Annotated in this window: 14 protein-coding genes; 6 read left to right on the plus strand and 8 right to left on the minus strand. The window is 56.1% G+C overall.

Annotated features, from left to right (window positions below; translation table 11 throughout):
* Positions 1-236: 236 nt before the first annotated feature.
* From VH86_RS03095 to VH86_RS03105, 3 genes are all read right to left on the minus strand, one after another.
* A complete protein-coding gene (locus VH86_RS03095; protein ID WP_045814827.1) occupies positions 237-1,712 on the minus strand; it encodes a SulP family inorganic anion transporter in 1,476 nt (491 codons plus the stop codon).
* Entirely contained in the window at positions 1,709-2,350 is a 642-nt protein-coding gene (locus VH86_RS03100; RefSeq protein ID WP_045831867.1) for a carbonic anhydrase, read from the minus strand. Before VH86_RS03100 ends, VH86_RS03095 begins: the two co-directional genes overlap by 4 nt.
* A gap of 581 nt (positions 2,351-2,931) precedes the next feature.
* The gene (locus VH86_RS03105; RefSeq protein ID WP_038644554.1) at positions 2,932-3,741 is read right to left on the minus strand and encodes a 5'-nucleotidase, lipoprotein e(P4) family; all 810 of its coding nucleotides are present in this window, start codon (positions 3,739-3,741) and stop codon (positions 2,932-2,934) included.
* Positions 3,742-3,850: 109 nt separating this feature from the next.
* Here VH86_RS03105 and VH86_RS03110 point away from each other — a divergent pair, with 109 nt between their 5' ends.
* Positions 3,851-4,561: a polyphenol oxidase family protein gene (locus VH86_RS03110; protein WP_045831844.1), complete on the plus strand. Its 711-nt coding sequence runs from the start codon at positions 3,851-3,853 to the stop codon at positions 4,559-4,561.
* A gap of 31 nt (positions 4,562-4,592) precedes the next feature.
* Here the strand turns inward: VH86_RS03110 and VH86_RS03115 are convergent, their stop codons facing one another.
* The 3 genes from VH86_RS03115 to idnD form a co-directional block, all read right to left on the minus strand.
* Entirely contained in the window at positions 4,593-5,912 is a 1,320-nt protein-coding gene (locus VH86_RS03115; RefSeq protein ID WP_045831845.1) for a gluconate:H+ symporter, read from the minus strand.
* A 79-nt stretch (positions 5,913-5,991) separates the two neighbouring features.
* Positions 5,992-6,756 carry a gluconate 5-dehydrogenase gene (idnO, locus tag VH86_RS03120; RefSeq protein WP_038644549.1) on the minus strand — a complete coding sequence of 255 codons (765 nt, stop codon included), beginning with the start codon at positions 6,754-6,756 and terminating at the stop codon, positions 5,992-5,994.
* Positions 6,757-6,765: 9 nt separating this feature from the next.
* On the minus strand, positions 6,766-7,797 hold the full coding sequence (idnD, locus tag VH86_RS03125; RefSeq protein ID WP_045831846.1) for an L-idonate 5-dehydrogenase: 1,032 nt from the start codon (positions 7,795-7,797) through the stop codon (positions 6,766-6,768).
* 460 nt (positions 7,798-8,257) lie between these two features.
* On the opposite strand from idnD, the gene VH86_RS03130 reads away from it, so the two are divergent.
* Positions 8,258-10,261 (plus strand): NADPH-dependent 2,4-dienoyl-CoA reductase, encoded by a 2,004-nt coding sequence (locus tag VH86_RS03130; protein ID WP_045831847.1) that lies wholly within the window; start codon positions 8,258-8,260, stop codon positions 10,259-10,261.
* Here the strand turns inward: VH86_RS03130 and rlmG are convergent, their stop codons facing one another.
* Positions 10,262-11,380 (minus strand): 23S rRNA (guanine(1835)-N(2))-methyltransferase RlmG, encoded by a 1,119-nt coding sequence (gene rlmG / locus VH86_RS03135; RefSeq protein ID WP_045831848.1) that lies wholly within the window; start codon positions 11,378-11,380, stop codon positions 10,262-10,264.
* Positions 11,381-11,461: 81 nt separating this feature from the next.
* On the opposite strand from rlmG, the gene VH86_RS03140 reads away from it, so the two are divergent.
* Entirely contained in the window at positions 11,462-11,962 is a 501-nt protein-coding gene (locus VH86_RS03140; RefSeq protein WP_045831849.1) for a M48 family metallopeptidase, read from the plus strand.
* Here the strand turns inward: VH86_RS03140 and VH86_RS03145 are convergent.
* Positions 11,959-13,638, minus strand: a complete 1,680-nt coding sequence (locus tag VH86_RS03145; RefSeq protein WP_038644541.1) for a chloride channel protein — start codon at positions 13,636-13,638, stop codon at positions 11,959-11,961. The genes VH86_RS03140 and VH86_RS03145 overlap by 4 nt on opposite strands.
* A 139-nt stretch (positions 13,639-13,777) precedes the next feature.
* Between VH86_RS03145 and VH86_RS03150 the strand changes: the two genes are divergently transcribed.
* The 3 genes from VH86_RS03150 (at position 13,778) to sstT (ending at position 17,466) form a co-directional block, all read left to right on the plus strand.
* Positions 13,778-14,758 (plus strand): Gfo/Idh/MocA family protein, encoded by a 981-nt coding sequence (locus VH86_RS03150; RefSeq protein WP_045831850.1) that lies wholly within the window; start codon positions 13,778-13,780, stop codon positions 14,756-14,758.
* A 263-nt stretch (positions 14,759-15,021) separates the two neighbouring features.
* Positions 15,022-15,993 (plus strand): TerC family protein, encoded by a 972-nt coding sequence (locus VH86_RS03155; protein WP_045831851.1) that lies wholly within the window; start codon positions 15,022-15,024, stop codon positions 15,991-15,993.
* A 228-nt stretch (positions 15,994-16,221) separates the two neighbouring features.
* The gene (gene sstT, locus VH86_RS03160) at positions 16,222-17,466 is read left to right on the plus strand and encodes a serine/threonine transporter SstT (RefSeq protein WP_045831852.1); all 1,245 of its coding nucleotides are present in this window, start codon (positions 16,222-16,224) and stop codon (positions 17,464-17,466) included.
* The last annotated feature ends 106 nt before the right edge of the window (positions 17,467-17,572 follow it).

Genomic DNA, 17,572 nt, shown 5'->3' on the forward strand with positions numbered 1-17,572 from the left:
TTTAACCTGAAATAACTGTGCGATGATTCGGCAATTAAGCGAGTGTTCGTCATCCTACTCTGCGGCTGGGCAGCGCTCAAAGAGCCGCATCGGCGAGATGTGAGCGCGCTAGCAGGGTTGAAACCCGAGAAACAAGGATGAGAGCTGCTGCAATTATGCCCTGCAAATAAAAAAACCGGATATCCGAGATATCCGATTTTTACGCTAAAAACCAGTTTTTCAGCAAAGCGTTATTGCTATTTAACCGCAACGGGCCACTGACTCAGACGAATACCACGATCGCGCGCGTTTTCGCCGAAATCCTGCAGTACCGCTTTGACGTCCGGATCGAGGTACTCGGCGTTATCGTGATCGACAATCACCGTGCTGTTTTCCGGGATCTCCGCCAGCAGTCCCTGCAGTTTCGGGTTGTGCATAAAGGTGAGATTTTGCTGGAAACGCAGCACGTAGTGATCGTCATAGCGCGTCAGCTGCAGCGCGTTGCGGTGGCTTTTGTAGATGCTATAGAGAATCTGCGTGGCGATACCGATACCAATCCCCGCCAGCATGCCGAACACAATGATCCCGCCGATGGTGGCGAGGAATGGCACATACTGCTGAGCGCCCATGCGGAACTGTTCAATGAACAGGCGCGGCGTCGCCAGCTTATAGCCGGTATACAGCAAGACCGCGGCGAGGCTGGCCAACGGGATGGCGTTGAGCAGATCGCTGAACCACAGACCGCAAATCAACAACAGCGCGCCGTGGATCAGAATCGACAGTTTGGTCTGCGCCCCGACGCTGACGTTCACCGAGCTGCGCACGATCACCGCAGTAATCGGCATTGCACCGAGGAAACCGGCGGTCAGGTTGCCGATGCCCTGTGCGAACATCTCTTTGTTTGGCGAGGGTGCCGGATGCTGCGGACGCAGTTTTTTTAGCGCCTCCTGGCTCAGCAGCGTTTCCAGGCTCGCGACCAGCGCCAGGGTGACGGCAACCACCCAGACAGAAGGATTTTGCCACGCCAGCCAGTCCGGGGTTTCCAGTTCCGCCACCAGCGCTGACAGGCTGTCAAAGGCCGGCAACGCGATACGCGGCAGCCCTTCCGCCAGGCTTGGGAACAGGCGGTCGCCAAACACCGTCGCCATGCAGCCGAACAACACGGCCACCAGCGGCCCCGGGATCCAGCCAAGCAGCTTGACCGATTTCACCATCGGCGTGGTCCACAGCCAGAGAATCACCAGACCGATGCCCGCGACCAGCATTGCACTCAGCGAAAACTGAAACTCACCGTTTACCAGCGACACCAGTTCAGCATCACCTGCGGCGCCGAAAGCCACCGGGATCTGCTGCATAATCAGCAAAATACCGATTGCCGCCAGCATCCCTTTGATGACGCTGCCCGGCACCAGCGAGATAAAGCGACCGGCACGCAATAATCCGAGCAAGCACTGCAACACGCCCGCCAGAATCAGCGCGGTGAGGAAAGCGGAGAAGCTGCCGAGCGTCTGGATTGAGGCCACCACAATGGTCACCAAACCCGCAGCCGGGCCGCTGACGGCAAAGCGTGAGGGACTCAGCGACGTCACCAGCAGGCCACCGATCACCCCGGTAAGCAGTCCGGCAAACGGCGGTAACCCGCTGGCCTGCGCAATACCGAGACACAGCGGCAGTGCCACCAAAAACACCACCAAACCGGCGGGAATATCCTGACGCAGTGTATTCAGATTCATGGCACCCATTCCTCTGCAGATTGCTGAGTAAGCTCTTTGAGATGACCCGACTGCAGGTCGTACACGCAGCCAAACACATCCAGCGCCTGTCCCGCCTGCCAGGCCTGTCGCACTGGCTCGCATGCCACCAGATGAGCGAACTGGGCGATGACGTTGGCTTCCACTAAGCGGTTGAGCTTGCTGCTCTCCTCTTCTCCGGCGCGGCTGGCGTGATATTCCACCAATCCTTGTTGCAGGCCACTGCGCAACGCGGCGATGCGTCTTGCCAGCGCCGAATCCTCTTTTGCCAGCGGGCTGGCGGGCAAACCCAGCGCGGCCTGCACGCCACCGCAGCCGTAGTGGCCGCACAGGACAATGCGCTCCACGCCGAGGTAGAAAATCGCGTATTGCAGCACGCTCATCAGGTTGTCGTCATCGGGCACCACCATATTGGCGATATTGCGATGCACGAACAGTTCGCCGGGATGCGAGCCGGTCAGCACCTCGGCAGGCACGCGGCTGTCCGAACAACCAATCCACAGCGAATGGGGTTTCTGCTGATGCAAATATTGTTCGAAATAATCGGGATTACGCTCGCGGCGCTGTAATGCCCAGCTGCGATTTTTCGCTAATAAGGGTTTAAGTGTCGTCACAATTATCTTCTCTCTACGTCCAGAAATATCGCTTTCGGGCAAACTCACGGGCATAAAAACGCCAGCACGACGTTAAAAGGAGGGTGAAAGCAGAGCTTCCTCACAGAAATTGTTTATAGACGCTTAAGCATGATGTTGCACAGGGAATATTTTTACGCACCACGAATTCACATCCTTTGTAAAACAAACGTCAGGAAGTGTCGATTCAACGTAATTTAATGCAAGCCAGAGAGAATAGATAAAATCAAATACATCTCATTAAAATCAATTAATTAAATAATAAAATAAAATTTTCATCTCAGATGAATCAACAAAAATATACAAGCACTGTTATTAAGCCTTTGCACTAGTATGGTGAAATAACGATGCAGGACTGAGAAAAATCTTAATTATAAAATTGATGATTAGCGTTATTCGCTGGGTTAATGATTTGTTCTCAACATTTTCCGCTGGAGATTAATCTATTATCCGGCAAGAGATCAGGAAAATAATAAGGAGAATAATAATGACGATGAAAAGTAAATATTGCTGGCCCTGAAGCGAAAAATGAAGCGCCTGCCGAAACAGGCGCTAATTCGCTTGACGAATTATTTACCGTTCCACGCTTTCATACGTTCTTCACGCACCTGAAGCTGCTGTTCCGGCGTCAGTTTGTTGTAGTTCTCCGCCATGCCGCTTTCCCAGTCGCCGTACAGCGGGTTAGGCAGCACGATAAATTGCGTACCAAAGTGCTGATGATTGAGGCTAACGAACTGCTGGCGCTGCGCATTGCCCTGATGCCAGGTCGCGCCGCCAAAGTCATTCAGGTTGTCGCCCACGTACAGCACCACGTTGTAGCCCGCGTTTTTAATCGCATCGAAGCGCGCCTGCTTATTGGAGTTTCCGGTGCTGAGACGCACGGTTTTGTCGCTCACGCCGCTGAAGCCCAGCTTATTGAGGTTATCCACCGTGGCGGCGTAATCCTTCTGGTCGCGGTTCGAGACATAGAACATGGTGCCGCCGTGGCTGTTGACGTAGTTCGCGAACTCCACCGCCCCCGGCACGGCGGTGGCCTGACGCGCCTGAGTCCAGGCTGACCAGGTTTTGCCAGAGAACGGCTGGCCATTTTTCGCCTGCCATGCGCTATAGGCACTGTTATCGATCATGGTTTCATCGAGATCGACGATCACCGCTTTCGGTTTGCCCGTCAGCGATGGCGCGGCATCAAATGCCATACGCGCAGTGTTAAATGCCTGCCAGCTTAATGCCTGATATTCACCGGACTGCTGGAACCAGTTCACTGCCAATACCGATTGCTGGCCGAGCTGCTGCTGCGCCTGCTGTTTGGCCGGTTGCGCGCATCCTGTCAGCAGCAGCGCAAGAATGCCGGACGCTGCCAGCAAAGAGGTGTTTTTCATCAGATCATCCTTAAGTGATTATGGTCAGTTTGTGTAAAGCTTTAAAAATGTAGCAGTTAACGTAAGCTGTGGGCAGAAGAAAGCTGCCGCCCTGTCAAAGGAGACACTTATGTCACATGCCGGACCGCGTTCAACGCTGCTTGATGCCCTGCCGTGGCTCGATTATGCCTTCCAGCCTGCGGGCCAACCGGTGCCGACGGATGCCGCCTATGGCCAGCAGCGCCATAGCGCCCAGGTGGTACTGGCAACACAAAATCTGCCGCCGAAAAGCTGCGAATCCGATGGCGTGATTGGGGAAAACCAGTTGCCGGTGGCGGTGTATACCGCAGATTGCTTACCGGTGCTGTTTGCCGACACGCAGCAACATCAGGTTGCGGCGGTGCATGCGGGTTTGAAAGGCACCTTAAGCGGAATCCTTAACAGTGCGATTGATGCGCTGCTGGCGCGCGGTGCCCGCACTGAAACGCTGCATGTCGCCATCGGCCCGGCCATCGGTCCGTGCTGTTATGAGCTAGGCAAAGATTTAGTGTCGCAGATGCAGCAACGCGCAGATTTGCCTGCGTTGCAGTGGGCAAGCGAGCAACCGCACAATAGCGCGGCGATCCGTCCGCAGGCGCGGGCGCATCATCAGGGCGTGTGGTTTGATTTACCGCATCTGGCGCGAGGGTTGTTGTTACAGCGCGGCATTCCGGCTGAACAAATCGAAGTGTTAAACGTCTGCACTTATTGCATGGCGGAGTCGGGATCGAGCTATCGCTACAACACCCATTTTGACAGCGGCTATCAATCGCGATTTTCGTGGATTCGCTGTCGCGACTGAGTGGCTGCACGTCCCTGTGCAGCCCGTTGCATCAGTGAATGATGGCGTTAAGTGCCAGCACACCGGCCAGACCGAGAATGGAGATCAGCGTCTCCATCACCGTCCAGGTTTTCAGGGTTTCTACCACGCTCAGGTTGAAGTACCCCTTAAACAGCCAGAAGCCCGGATCGTTAACGTGTGAGGCGATGACGCTGCCCGATCCTACTGCCAGCACCATCAGTGCCGGATCGGCATGGGTCACCGCGATAATTGGCGTGACGATCCCGGCGGTGGTGATCGCCGCCACCGTGGCCGATCCCAGCGCGATACGCAGCATCGCTGCCACCGTCCAGCACATCAGCAGCGGAGAGAGCGACGATCCTTTCATCATGTCGGCGATATAGTTACCGACGCCGCTGTCCACCAGCACCTGCTTAAACGCACCACCACCGGCAATGATGAAGACGATCATGGCGATGGCGGCAATCGACTCGCCGCACATATCCATCACTTCTTCCATCTTGCGGCCGTTGCGCAGACCCAACGTCAGTACGGCGATCACCACGGCAATAAACAGCGCCACCGCCGGGTTACCGATGAACTCAAAGAACTGGCGCAGCGGATTTTCTTTGGGCGTGGTCAGCTCAAACACCGCCGCAATCGCCATCAGCACCACCGGGATGATGGCGGCAAAGATACTGATACCGAAACCTGGCATCTCTTCTTCAGTGAAGATCTTCGGGTTGTACAAGCCTTCCGGCGGTGACTTCTCAAAGCTCTTGAGGAATTTCGAGAAGATCGGCCCGGCCACGATCACTGTCGGAATGGTGATGATCATACCGTACAGCAGCGTGGTGCCGAGGTTAGCGCCAAAGATGGTGGCAATCGCGGTTGGACCGGGATGCGGCGGCAGGAAGCAGTGCGTCACCGAGAGTGCAGCCACCATCGGCACGCCGACGTACAGCAGCGGCAAACCGGCCGCAGCGACGATGGTGAACACCAGCGGCAGCAGCAGCACGAAGCCCACTTCATAGAACATCGCCAGACCCACGATCAGCCCGGTGACCACCAGCGCCCATTGCAGCCGCTCTTTACCAAAGGCGGCAATCAGCGTGGTTGCCACGCGTTGTGCCGCACCGGTATCCGAGACCAGGCGCCCGAGCATGGCACCGAAGCCGAGGATCATCGCTAATCCACCGAGCGTCGAGCCGATACCTTTCTGGATCGAGGCCATCACGTTGAGCGGCGTCATCCCTTCAGCGATACCCACCACCGCCGAGACAAACACCAACGCAATAAAGCCGTTGACCTTAAATACAATCATCAATACCAGCAGCAGTATCACACCCAGCACAATAATGGTTATTGGCATTTTTTATTATCCTTAGGAATACAGAGGGGTGATTAAGGTTTAGGCGCGGCCCGACGAAAATGCCAGCCGCACCATGGGATTACACGGCGACGCGCATACCGCCATCAACGAACAGCAAGTGACCATTGACGAAATCAGACGCGCCCGAGGCGAGGAACACCGCAGCCCCGATCAGCTCTTCCGGTTTACCCCAGCGCGCCGCTGGCGTGCGTTTGGTGAGCCAACCGGTAAAGGCCGGATCGTCGGCCAGCGCCTGAGTCATTTCAGTGACGAAATAGCCTGGCGCGATGGCGTTCACCTGGATGTTATGGCGCGCCAGCTCGACGCACATCCCGCGCGTCAGCATGGTGACGGCGCCTTTAGAAGCGGCATAAGGCGTAATGGTGTCGCGACCCAGCTCGCTCTGCATCGAACCGATATTGATGATTTTACCGCGCTGGCGATCGACCATTTTTTTCGCCACGGTTTGTGACACCAGGAACACTGCCGTCTGGTTAACGGCAATCACATCATTCCAGTCCTGTTCCGGGAATTCGAGGAACGGACGGCGGCGCTGGATCCCGGCGTTATTGACCAGAATATCAATCGGTCCCCACTCGGCTTCGATCTCATCCACCGCCTGCTGCACCTGCGCAGACTGCGTCACATCAAAGGCTTTAGCGTGGGCACGTAAACCCAACTCACGCAGTTTCGCCGCGCCCTGCTCTGCACCCTGCTCCGTGGTGGCGTTGACGATCACTTCCGCACCGGCTTCACCTAACCCCCGCGCCAGCAGAAAACCAATGCCGCGCGCCGATCCGGTGAGTAATACACGCTTGCCTTCGAGGGAAAATAACTGACTCATCACTGCTCCTTAAAAGGTTAACTGGACTTTCGCCGCACGGGTTTTATCGCCGGCAAACTGCAAGGCCGCGTCGATGTCCTGCAAATCGTATTCACCGCTGAACAGCGGCAGCGGATTGATCACACCGTTCGCCAGCCACTCAACGGCGGTGTTGAATTCATGGGTAAAGCGGAAGGAACCGACCAGTTGAATCTCTTTGGCAATCAGCGCCATGATCGGGAAGTTCGGGATAGTGCCACCCATACCGACCTGCACCAGCGTCCCTTTGGCGCAGACCACATCAAGGCAGCGCTGCAGCGAGGAAGGATGGCCAGAAGCTTCAAACGCCACATCGAAATAGCCTTTGTCGGCCAGATAAGGCGTGAAATCGCCCTCGGCGGCATGGATCACATCGGTCGCACCCATCTGCTGCGCCATCTCCAGCGAACGCTCGCTGATGTCGCTGCACACCACAGAGGCGGCACCGCGCGCTTTCGCTGCCGCCGCAATTAAGCAGCCAATCGGACCGACGCCGGAAATGAACACGTGTTTGCCGGTAAGATCGCCCGCCTGATACGTGGCGTGAATGCACACCGCCAGCGGCTCGGCAAACACCATCACGGTTTCATTCGCATCCTGTGGGAAAGGCACGCACTGTTTGCTGTCCACCACTTTGTATTGGGTGAAGCCGCCGTCGACATGCGGCACATACATCGCACTGCCGAAAAAGCGCATGGAGGTGCACTGGTTTTCCTGATCGCGCTGGCAATATTTGCACTCGCCGCATGGTTTGGAGGGATTGACCGCCACTTTCTGATTCGGCTTCAGGTCCGGATTATCACTTTCCACCACATGGCCAATCACTTCATGGCCCAGGATCATCGGCATTTTGACTTCGAAGCTACCGACTTTGCCTTCCTGATAGTAATGCAGGTCAGATCCACAAATGCCGCCGCGTGTAATACGCACCAGCGTGCCTGTGCCGTCCCAATTCACCTGTTGCGGTGCGACGCTGACCTGTTTTTTCCCGGTAATCACGCAGGATTGCGTTTCGATATTCATGGTTTCCCCATTTGTTGCTGTTGCAATGGGGGCTATCAAAGCGGGATCAGGGGCTAAAAACTGTGAACCAGATCACTCTAAATCATGTTACGAAATAGCTGTTACCTGGAACGTGAACTGCTCGTACAGAAGATGGAAGCGGGATCACTGTTTGCTGGGGAAAATCAAGACCCGTCTTGGGGATCAACCACAGTGAGCTATGTCATTATCGCCGCACCCTCACCCGGGATTGAGTCTGACAGGAGTTATAACTATAGAGCTAAATCATTAGCCCTCATCTTCAAGCTGTTTCAGGGTGCACAGGTCTCTTCCCGTGCCGGGCGAAGGAGTCCGAACCTTTCGCCTGCGACCTGTCGCCCTGCTTTTTTTGAGGTTTCTCACAGCCTGAACAACACGAACTTCCATCCCAACCAATTCCCGCTAGAGTTAACTCATCCGACCACTTCCTGAGACTGTGTTCATGACTGAGCATTACGCCCACCTGTTTGCCCCGCTGGATCTGGGATTTACCCAATTAAAGAATCGTTTTCTGATGGGCTCCATGCACACCGGGCTGGAAGAACACACTGATGGCGCCACACGATTAGCCGCGTTTTATGCGGAACGCGCGCGGGGAGGCGTGGCACTGATTGTGACCGGCGGCATTGCACCCAATCCACAGGGCGTGGTGGCACACGGCGGCGCCATCCTCAATCAGGAGAGCCAGTGCGACTGGCATCGCACCCTGACCGATGCGGTGCATGCAGAAGGCGGCAAAATCGCGCTGCAAATTCTGCATGCCGGGCGCTACAGCTATCAACGCGATTTGGTTGCGCCTTCAGCGTTGCAGGCACCGATTAACCCGTTCACGCCGCGTGAACTGAGCGATGGCGAGATTCGTCAGACCATTGCGGACTTTGCCCAGTGCGCCAGGTTGGCCCAGCAGGCCGGTTATGACGGCGTCGAGATCATGGGCTCCGAAGGCTATCTGATTAATCAGTTTCTGGTAGCACACACCAATCACCGCGACGATGAGTGGGGTGGCGATGTGCAGCGCCGTCGTCGCTTTGCGCTGGAGGTTACGCAGGCGGTACGTGAAGCGGTCGGCCCAGAATTTATTATCATCTTCCGTCTGTCGATGCTCGATTTGGTGAACAACGGCAGCTCACTGGAAGAGACGCTGACGCTGGCAAAGGCGCTGGAACAGCGCGGTGTGACGCTGTTCAACAGCGGTATTGGCTGGCACGAAGCGCGCATCCCGACTATCGCCACTTGCGTACCGCGTGCCGGTTTTGCGTGGGTAACGCAGCATCTGCGTGAGGCGGTGTCCGTCCCCGTTATTGCCACTAACCGTATCAATCATCCGCAGGTGGCAGAATCGCTGCTGCGCGATGGCATTGCCGATATGGTGTCGATGGCACGTCCGTTTCTTGCCGATGCAGCCTTTGTGCGCAAAGCGCAGGCCGGGCAGCCGGATGCCATCAACACCTGCATCGCCTGCAATCAGGCCTGTCTCGATCAGATCTTTGTCGGCAAAGTCACTTCCTGTCTGGTCAATCCCCGCGCCTGCCACGAAACCCTGATGCCGGTGATCCCTGCTGAGCAGCCTAAACAGATTGCGGTGGTCGGTGCTGGCCCGGCGGGCATGGCGTTCGCGCTTCAGGCGGCCGAGCGCGGGCATCAGGTTACGCTGTATGAATCGGACGCACAGATTGGCGGCCAGTTTAATATTGCGCGTCAGATTCCCGGTAAAGAGGAGTTTAGCGAGACGCTGCGCTACTTCCGTCATCAGCTGGAGGCACAGGGCGTGGCGATTCGCACCGAGCATCGCGTTAGCGCTGACGAGCTGGAAAATGTGGATGAAGTGGTGATCGCCAGCGGTATTGCGCCGCGTCAGTTGTCGATTCCCGGCATCAACCATGCCAGCGTGCTCAGCTATCTCGATGTGATTCGCGATAAAAAGCCGGTCGGCCAGCGCGTGGCGATTATCGGTGCGGGCGGCATTGGCTTTGATACCGCCGAGTTTTTGCTGCATCAAAACGCGCACGAAGATTTCTATCAGAGCTGGGGCATCGATCAGAGCCTACAGGCACGCGGCGGGTTAGTCCGTCCGCAGCCGCTGGCAGCGGATCGGCAAATCTGGCTGTTGCAGCGTAAATCAGGCAAGCCTGGAGCCGGGCTGGCGAAAACCACCGGCTGGATCCATCGCGCCAGTTTGCAGGCGCACGGCGTGCAGATGTGGGGCGACGTCGAGTATCTGAAGATTGATGATGCCGGATTGCACCTACGCCATCAGGGCGAGCCGATCACGCTGGCGGTGGATAACGTGGTGGTTTGTGCCGGGCAGGAACCATTGCGTCAGCTGGCGGATGAGCTGGCCGCACGCGGTAAAGCGGTAAAGCTGATTGGCGGAGCCGATGTGGCGCAGGAGCTGGATGCTCGCCGCGCCATCGCCCAGGCCACTGAGCTGGCGCTCAGCGTCTGATTAACGCAGTTTGACCGAACGCAGCACCACGAACTTGGCGTTAGACGCCACCAGCTCACAGTTGCCAAACAGCTTTTTCATTTTGACGTGATAACCGAGGTGGCGGTTGCCGACAATACGCAATTCGCCGCCATACTGCAGGCAACGTTTGGCATCACGCAGCATTTGCCAGGCGAGATGATCGGTCACCGCGTGCTGCTGATGGAACGGCGGATTGCACAGTACCGCATGCAGACGATCCGACGGGAAGCCACTCAGCACGTTGTTGACGCGGAACTGGCAGCGCGCCAGATCCTGCGGGCGGTTCACTTCCACATTCAGCTTGCTGGACGCCACGGCCATGTAAGATTCGTCATAGAACAGCACGTCCGCCTGCGGGTTCTGCTCCAGCGCCAATAATCCAATCACGCCGTTGCCGCAGCCAAGATCGAGGATTTCCCCTTCAATATCTGACGGCAGATGCTGCATAAAGAAACGCGCACCCACGTCCAGCGATCCGCGAGAGAACACGTTGGCGTGGTTGTGAATCTGGTAAGAGGAATCGTCCAGCGGCCACACCGTGGTTTCCGACACTTCTGGCAGCTGAGGTGCGCTGTATGTGCAGTAGATCAGACGGGATTTTTTCCACGCCAGTGAGGTTTTGCTCTCACCGAGAATGCGATCGAACAGTTGCTGCGTGGAGTTGTGGATGTCTTTGGCTTTGGCCGCGCCGAGGATCAGCGTGTCTGGCGTCACCACTTTACGCAGTGCGCGCAGTTGATGCTCCAGCAGAGCCAGCGCTTTCGGGATTTTAATCAGTACGACAGCAGGCGCAGCAGGCAGCGGCGCCAGGCTATCGATAAAGTGCACCTGATCCTCGTCCATCTCATTAAGACGCAGATTCTGTTTCGCCGCCTGCTCGCTCAGCAGCGAGTCGCTGACGTGCCACACTTCATGACCGTTCAGTCCGCAGGTCAACGCTCCAAAGCTGTCGTTGAACACCAGCACCGGTCCTTCTGGCAGTTCTTGCTGCAACAGATATTCATCGGCGGAATCCCACGCCTGTAACGGGCTTTCTTCACGCATCGGCGGGAAGCGCTGTAAGGTCAGCGTGCGATTGGTCAGTTCAAGTTGGCTCATGGAATCTCCGGCGTGGTACACTTTGCGCGATTTTCGCCCTAAAAAGGGGGCGCAGTATACTGTCTTTCGTCGGGAATCCCAATGTCATTAATCTATCTGCAGGGTTATCCTGAAAACATCCTCGAACAGGTGCAGTTGCTGATTGATAATCAGCGATTAGGCAGCTTTTTGCAGGAACGCTATCCTGACACGCACAATATTGTCAGTGACCGTGCGCTGTATGATTACACCCAGGCAATGAAAAGCCGTTATATGCGCAGCGCACCGCCGATCAGCAAAGTGATCTGGGATAACAAAATCAAGGTGATGAAACATGCGCTTGGCCTGCACACCGCCATCTCGCGCGTGCAGGGCGGCAACCTGAAAGCCAAAGCCGAGATTCGTATCTCCACCTTCTTCCGTCTGGCACCGGAACCGTTCCTGCGCATGATCGTGGTGCACGAACTGGCGCACCTGAAAGAGAAGGATCACGACAAAGCGTTCTACCAACTCTGCTGCCATATGGAACCGGATTACCACCAGCTAGAGTTTGACGCACGCCTGTGGATGACGGATCAGGCGATGCGCGGTAACGCGGCTTAAAGAAACTCCTGCGCCTTTTGAATCAAACTGGTTTTGGTCAAGGCGCCCATAAAGCGGCGCTCCTGCGGGTTGTTGAGTACCGGCAAGCGCTCCAGCGTCACCCGCGCGAATGCCTCCCAGCCTTCACGCATGCTCTGGTTCTGATAAATGCACGGGAAGTTATCGTCCATCACGCTGCTGACCGGGGAATCCAGGGTGATCTCCTGCGATAACACTTTGCGTGAGATGTCATGGATCGAGACGACCCCCAGAAACTGCCCCGCACTGTTGATCACATACACATAGCGTTCGCGCTTCAGTGAACTGACTGCCAGCGCCTGGCCTACCGACTCTTCAGGCTGCAACGCGGCGCCGGGGATGATCAGTTGGTCAACGCGCATATTATCAAAATCAAATTTGGCCTCTGAACGGCTAAAGTGATTGCTCACCACCGGATAGGTGCTGGCAGATTGCAGTCGATACACCACCATGGAGGCCAGCACTGAGGCGATCATGATCGGGAATAACAGACTGCTGTTGAGCGTCATCTCCAGCACCATCAGCATCGCCATTAACGGTGCCTGACTTACGGCCGCTAATACCGCCGCCATACCAATCGCCGCGTAAAGCAGGGTATCGCCAACCGGCAGATGAAGTGCCACGCCCATCTGCGCCAGCGCCACGCCAAGCAGCGCACCAATCAGCAGCGAAGGCGTAAACAGACCACCCACCGCGTTCGATCCCACCGACAGCGTGGTGGCCAGGGTTTTGAGCACCAGCAGGCCAATCAATCCGGCCAGCACATAGTGACCATCGATGATCTTCACGATCACTTCGTAGCCGTTGCCCAGAATATCGGTGGAGATCAATGCCAGAAAACCGACGGCTAATCCGCCAAGCCCCAGGCGTGCAGGCAATGACTTAACACGACCAAATAGCATTTTGCTGCGGGCAATCAACTTGATCAGCAACCAACCGGCTAAACCGGCCACCAAACCAATCACGATGGTCATCAACAAACTGCTGATATCCATCTGGAACAAGGCTTCGGAGAGCGGATAGAGCGCACTACGAAAGCCAAGTGACCACATGGTCATCACCGCCACCGCCGAGGCGACAATTAGCGGGATCAGCCGCTGTAGCGCCGAGATACCAAAGGCAATTTCAGCGACAAATATCGCCGAGGCCAGCGGTGCGTGGTACACCGAAGAGAGGCCAGCCGCAGCGGCCATGGCGACAATATCGCTGTTACGCATCTGCGGGAACCAGCGGCCCATCAGGCTGCCACTCAGCGCGGAGAGTTGCACCATCGGGCCCTCTTTACCAATCGAGGCACCGCTGCCAATACTGGCAATCGAGGAGAGTGCACGAAACAGCGAGGTTTTGGTCGGCACCGCATCCAGGCGCGCGTTGATCACTTCGAGGTAATCGGTTTTGACCGTTTCCTGTTTCTCTATCGCCACCGCATAGCGCAGGAAGAACCCCGCCAGTACGCCGCCCGCGCCCACCAGCAGCGGCCAGAAAATCCACGGCCAGACGTGCATCGCCACGGTGATTTCGCTGTCGCTGTTAAACAGCAGGCGGTTAATCAGATCAATCACGCCGCGAAAGGCTAAGGTCACCAGCGACGCGACGAATCCCACGGGGATAGCAATCAGCAGTGTGGTCCAGTTCAATGCATGTTTACTTCCACTCACCCGCGCGTCCCCGCTAGCTGGTTAAAAAAATGTGCCGCATCATCATATTGGAATGCGGATCGCATGATCAAATTTCGTCTGACGAACCACCCGCTGAACATGCTACTCTGCCGCTTTACTGTTGCAGGAGAGCAAGCCCGTGATTCGTTTTGCCATTGTGGGAACCAACTGGATAACCCGCCAGTTTATCGACGCCGCGCATGAGACCGGTAAAATGAAGTTAAGCGGTGTCTATTCGCGTCAGCAGTCGCAAGCTGATGCCTTTATCGCTGACTATCCCTGTAAACTCACTTTTACTTCACTCGACGATTTGGCGGCCAGTCCGGAAATCGATGCGGTGTACATCGCCAGCCCGAACGCACTCCACGCTGAGCAAGCGATGCTGTTCATGTCGCACGGCAAACATGTGATTTGCGAAAAGCCGATGGCGTCAAACCTGCGTGAAGCCGAAGCGATGATTGCCTGCGCACGCCAGCATCAGGTGGTGCTGTTTGAAGCGTTTAAAACCGCCAGCCTGCCGACGTTCCTGCAACTGCAGAACACCCTGCCGCAACTTGGCAAGCTGCGCAAAGCGTTGATCAATTACTGCCAGTATTCATCACGCTATCAGCGTTATCTTGACGGTGAAAATCCCAATACCTTTAATCCGCGCTGGTCGAACGGCTCGATAATGGACATTGGCTTTTACTGTCTGGCCGCTGCCGTCACATTGTGGGGTGAGCCGCAGCAGGTGCAAGCGCAGGCTACGCTGCTGGAGAGTGGCGTCGATGCGCACGGTGTGGTGGTGCTAGGCTACGGCGATTTTGATGTCACGCTGCTGCACTCTAAGGTCAGCGATTCACTGATCCCGAGCGAAATTCAGGGTGAGGCCGGTTGCCTGGTGATTGAGAAAATCTCTGAATGCCAGCAGTTGCGCTTTATCCCGCGCGGTGGTGAGAGTCAGAATCTGACACAGCCGCAGCACATTAACACCATGCTGTATGAAGCCGAGACCTTTGCCCAACTGGTTGAGCAGCGTCAGGTCGAGCACCCGGCTCTTGAAACCTCGCGTATCACGGCAAAACTGTTGACGGAGATCCGCCGCCAGACTGGCGTGGTATTCCCGGCAGACCAGGCTTAAATGTAAATATTGCAGAATATTTCAAACTCCCCATTGAATACCTCAGCGGTTGGACGTATCTTGGCCACTGCAAAGGGGAGTAACTTGTAAGCTGATTGATCGTCATTACGATGCTGAACGCATCCGGTCATCAGGCAACCCGGAATCTATTCTGAGTTGTAAGTGAGACCTTGCCGGAAGGCGAGGTTTGCTTGCAGCTTGATCAAAGCGGCCAACGTCTTCTGACTTAGCCGCTTTTTTATTTTTCGGACAGGATTACAACTATGCACACTGTAGGCACACCGTTACTCTGGGGCAGCTTCGCTGTTGTTGTGCTCATCATGCTGGCGATCGACCTCTTCTTACAGGGACGTCGCGGCGCGCAAACCATGTCATTTAAGCAGGCAGCCGTTTGGTCGCTGGTGTGGATCTCCGTCTCCCTGCTGTTCAGCGCCGCTTTCTGGTGGTACCTCGAAGGCACCGCCGGCCGAGAAGTAGCGACCGCACAAACCCTCGCCTTCCTCACCGGCTACGTGCTGGAAAAAGCGCTGGCGGTGGATAACGTCTTCGTCTGGCTGATGCTGTTCAGCTACTTCGCTATTCCGGCAAACCTGCAACGCCGCGTGCTGGTGTATGGCGTGCTGGGCGCGATCGTATTGCGTACCATCATGATCTTCGCCGGTAGCTATCTGGTGACGCAGTTCAGCTGGATCCTCTATGTGTTCGGGGCTTTCCTGCTGTTCACCGGCCTGAAAATGGCGTTTGCCAAAGAGGGCGATGACGCGGCGGTCGGCGACAAACCGGTGGTGCGCTGGCTGCGCAAACATCTGCGCATGACCGATAATCTCGAAGGCGAGAAATTCTTCACCCGCAAAAATGGTGTGCTGTTTGCCACCCCGCTGCTGCTGGTGCTGATCATGGTGGAGCTGAGTGATGTGATCTTCGCGGTTGACAGTATCCCGGCGATCTTCGCGGTGACGACCGATCCCTTCATCGTCCTGACCTCAAACCTGTTTGCGATTCTCGGCCTGCGCGCCATGTATTTCCTGCTGGCGAACGTGGCAGAACGCTTCTCGATGCTGAAATATGGCCTGGCGATTGTGCTGGTGTTTATCGGTATCAAGATGCTGATCGTCGAGTTCTACCATATCCCGGTGGGCATCTCACTGTCGGTAGTGGGCGTGATTTTGGGCGGTACGCTGCTGATCAACGCCTGGGTGAACCACAGAAACGACCAGAAGCGCATCTCGCCATAATCTTCTGCAGGGGCGGTAATCGCCCCTGCTTTGTTTCGCCAGCTGCAAATTTCACCTTTCATAGCTCTGTCACATTTCACATCGTCAGCAGATCAAAAAACCGATCTGCGCCGCACGCACAGAATTATCTCTTTCCTCACCAGGACTTTTCCTTATACTCCGCCGGGCAAACCGTTTGGCGCGGAGGAACCGCGCACAACACTCATACCGCTATAAAAAGACCGAACTATGCTAAATAACTTTATTGGACGTCTGGGCGCGCTGTTCGCAGGAAGCCTGGTAAAACAAATCATGATTGGCCTGATTGCCGGTGTGGCGCTGGCGTGGTTCTCACGTGATGCCGCTCTGGCCGTAGGTCTGCTGGGTGAACTGTTCGTTCGCGCCCTGAAGGCGGTGGCCCCGCTGCTGGTGTTGGTTTTGGTGATTTCTTCGATTGCTAATCATCAACAAGGGCAGAAAACCAACATCCGCCCCATCATCATGCTCTATCTGTTGAGCACCTTCTTTGCCGCTGTGGTTGCGGTCACCTTGAGCCATCTGTTCCCGCAAACGCTGTCAATGAAAGTGGGCGCAACCGAAATTTCACCGCCGTCTGGCATTACCGAAGTGCTGCACGGTCTGTTGATGAGCATGGTGGCTAACCCGATCGAAGCGTTACTCAACGCCAACTACATCGGCATTCTGGTGTGGGCCATCGGCCTCGGTCTGGCCTTCCGCCATGCCAGCCCAAGCAGCAAGGCGTTTCTTACCGATGCTTCGCATGCGGCGACGTGGGTGGTGCGTTGCGTGATTCGCTGTGCGCCGCTGGGGATTTTTGGTCTGGTGGCTTCGATTCTGGCCTCAACCGGCTTCGGTGCGCTGGAGGAGTACGCAACGCTGCTGGCTCTGCTGCTGGGATGCATGGCCATCATGGCGTTGATTGTGAATCCGATTCTGGTGTTCCAAAAGATTCGTCGTAACCCTTACCCGCTGGTGTTTACCTGCATCCGCGAAAGTGGCGTGACCGCTTTCTTTACCCGCAGTTCTGCAGCAAACATTCCGGTGAATATGGCAATCGCTAAACGCCTGAATCTTGATGAAGATACTTATTCTGTCTCCATTCCACTTGGCGCGACGATCAGTATGGCGGGCGCGTCGACCACCATCACGGTGCTGACGCTGGCGGCGGTGCATACGCTGGGCATCTCCGTGGATGTGCCGACAGCAATCCTGCTGAGTTTTGTGGCTTCGATTTGTGCCTGTGGCGCTTCGGGTGTGGCCGGCGGTTCGCTGCTGTTGATTCCGGTCGCCTGTAACATGTTCGGGATTCCGAATGACCTGGCAATGCAGGTGGTGGCTATCGGCTTTATCATCAGCGTATTGCAGGATTCCGCCGAGACGGCACTGAACTCCTCAACCGATATTCTGTTTACTGCGGCGGTGTGCCAGGCGGAAGCCGAGCGCGAACCGCGCACGGTGTCTGAAGCAGAGTAAACTGAGATTGACCAGGGCGGCATAAATGCCGCCCCTACAACAATCTGGCACAGCTTTATAAGGTGCGCATTTGCCGCCCCCCCACGACAATCTGGCACGGCTTTGT

Source organism: Pantoea sp. BL1, from assembly GCF_000963985.1.
Classification (GTDB): Bacteria; Pseudomonadota; Gammaproteobacteria; order Enterobacterales; family Enterobacteriaceae; genus Pantoea; species Pantoea rwandensis_B.

What these genes read in the sequence shown, in the direction of transcription:
- VH86_RS03095 (WP_045814827.1), bottom strand. Translation starts at nt 1,712, where the DNA reads ATGAATCTGAATACACTGCGTCAGGATATTCCCGCCGGTTTGGTGGTG.
- VH86_RS03105 (WP_038644554.1), bottom strand. Translation starts at nt 3,741, where the DNA reads ATGAAAAACACCTCTTTGCTGGCAGCGTCCGGCATTCTTGCGCTGCTG.
- VH86_RS03110 (WP_045831844.1), top strand. Translation starts at nt 3,851, where the DNA reads ATGTCACATGCCGGACCGCGTTCAACGCTGCTTGATGCCCTGCCGTGG.
- VH86_RS03115 (WP_045831845.1), bottom strand. Translation starts at nt 5,912, where the DNA reads ATGCCAATAACCATTATTGTGCTGGGTGTGATACTGCTGCTGGTATTG.
- idnO (WP_038644549.1), bottom strand. Translation starts at nt 6,756, where the DNA reads ATGAGTCAGTTATTTTCCCTCGAAGGCAAGCGTGTATTACTCACCGGA.
- idnD (WP_045831846.1), bottom strand. Translation starts at nt 7,797, where the DNA reads ATGAATATCGAAACGCAATCCTGCGTGATTACCGGGAAAAAACAGGTC.
- VH86_RS03130 (WP_045831847.1), top strand. Translation starts at nt 8,258, where the DNA reads ATGACTGAGCATTACGCCCACCTGTTTGCCCCGCTGGATCTGGGATTT.
- rlmG (WP_045831848.1), bottom strand. Translation starts at nt 11,380, where the DNA reads ATGAGCCAACTTGAACTGACCAATCGCACGCTGACCTTACAGCGCTTC.
- VH86_RS03140 (WP_045831849.1), top strand. Translation starts at nt 11,462, where the DNA reads ATGTCATTAATCTATCTGCAGGGTTATCCTGAAAACATCCTCGAACAG.
- VH86_RS03155 (WP_045831851.1), top strand. Translation starts at nt 15,022, where the DNA reads ATGCACACTGTAGGCACACCGTTACTCTGGGGCAGCTTCGCTGTTGTT.
- sstT (WP_045831852.1), top strand. Translation starts at nt 16,222, where the DNA reads ATGCTAAATAACTTTATTGGACGTCTGGGCGCGCTGTTCGCAGGAAGC.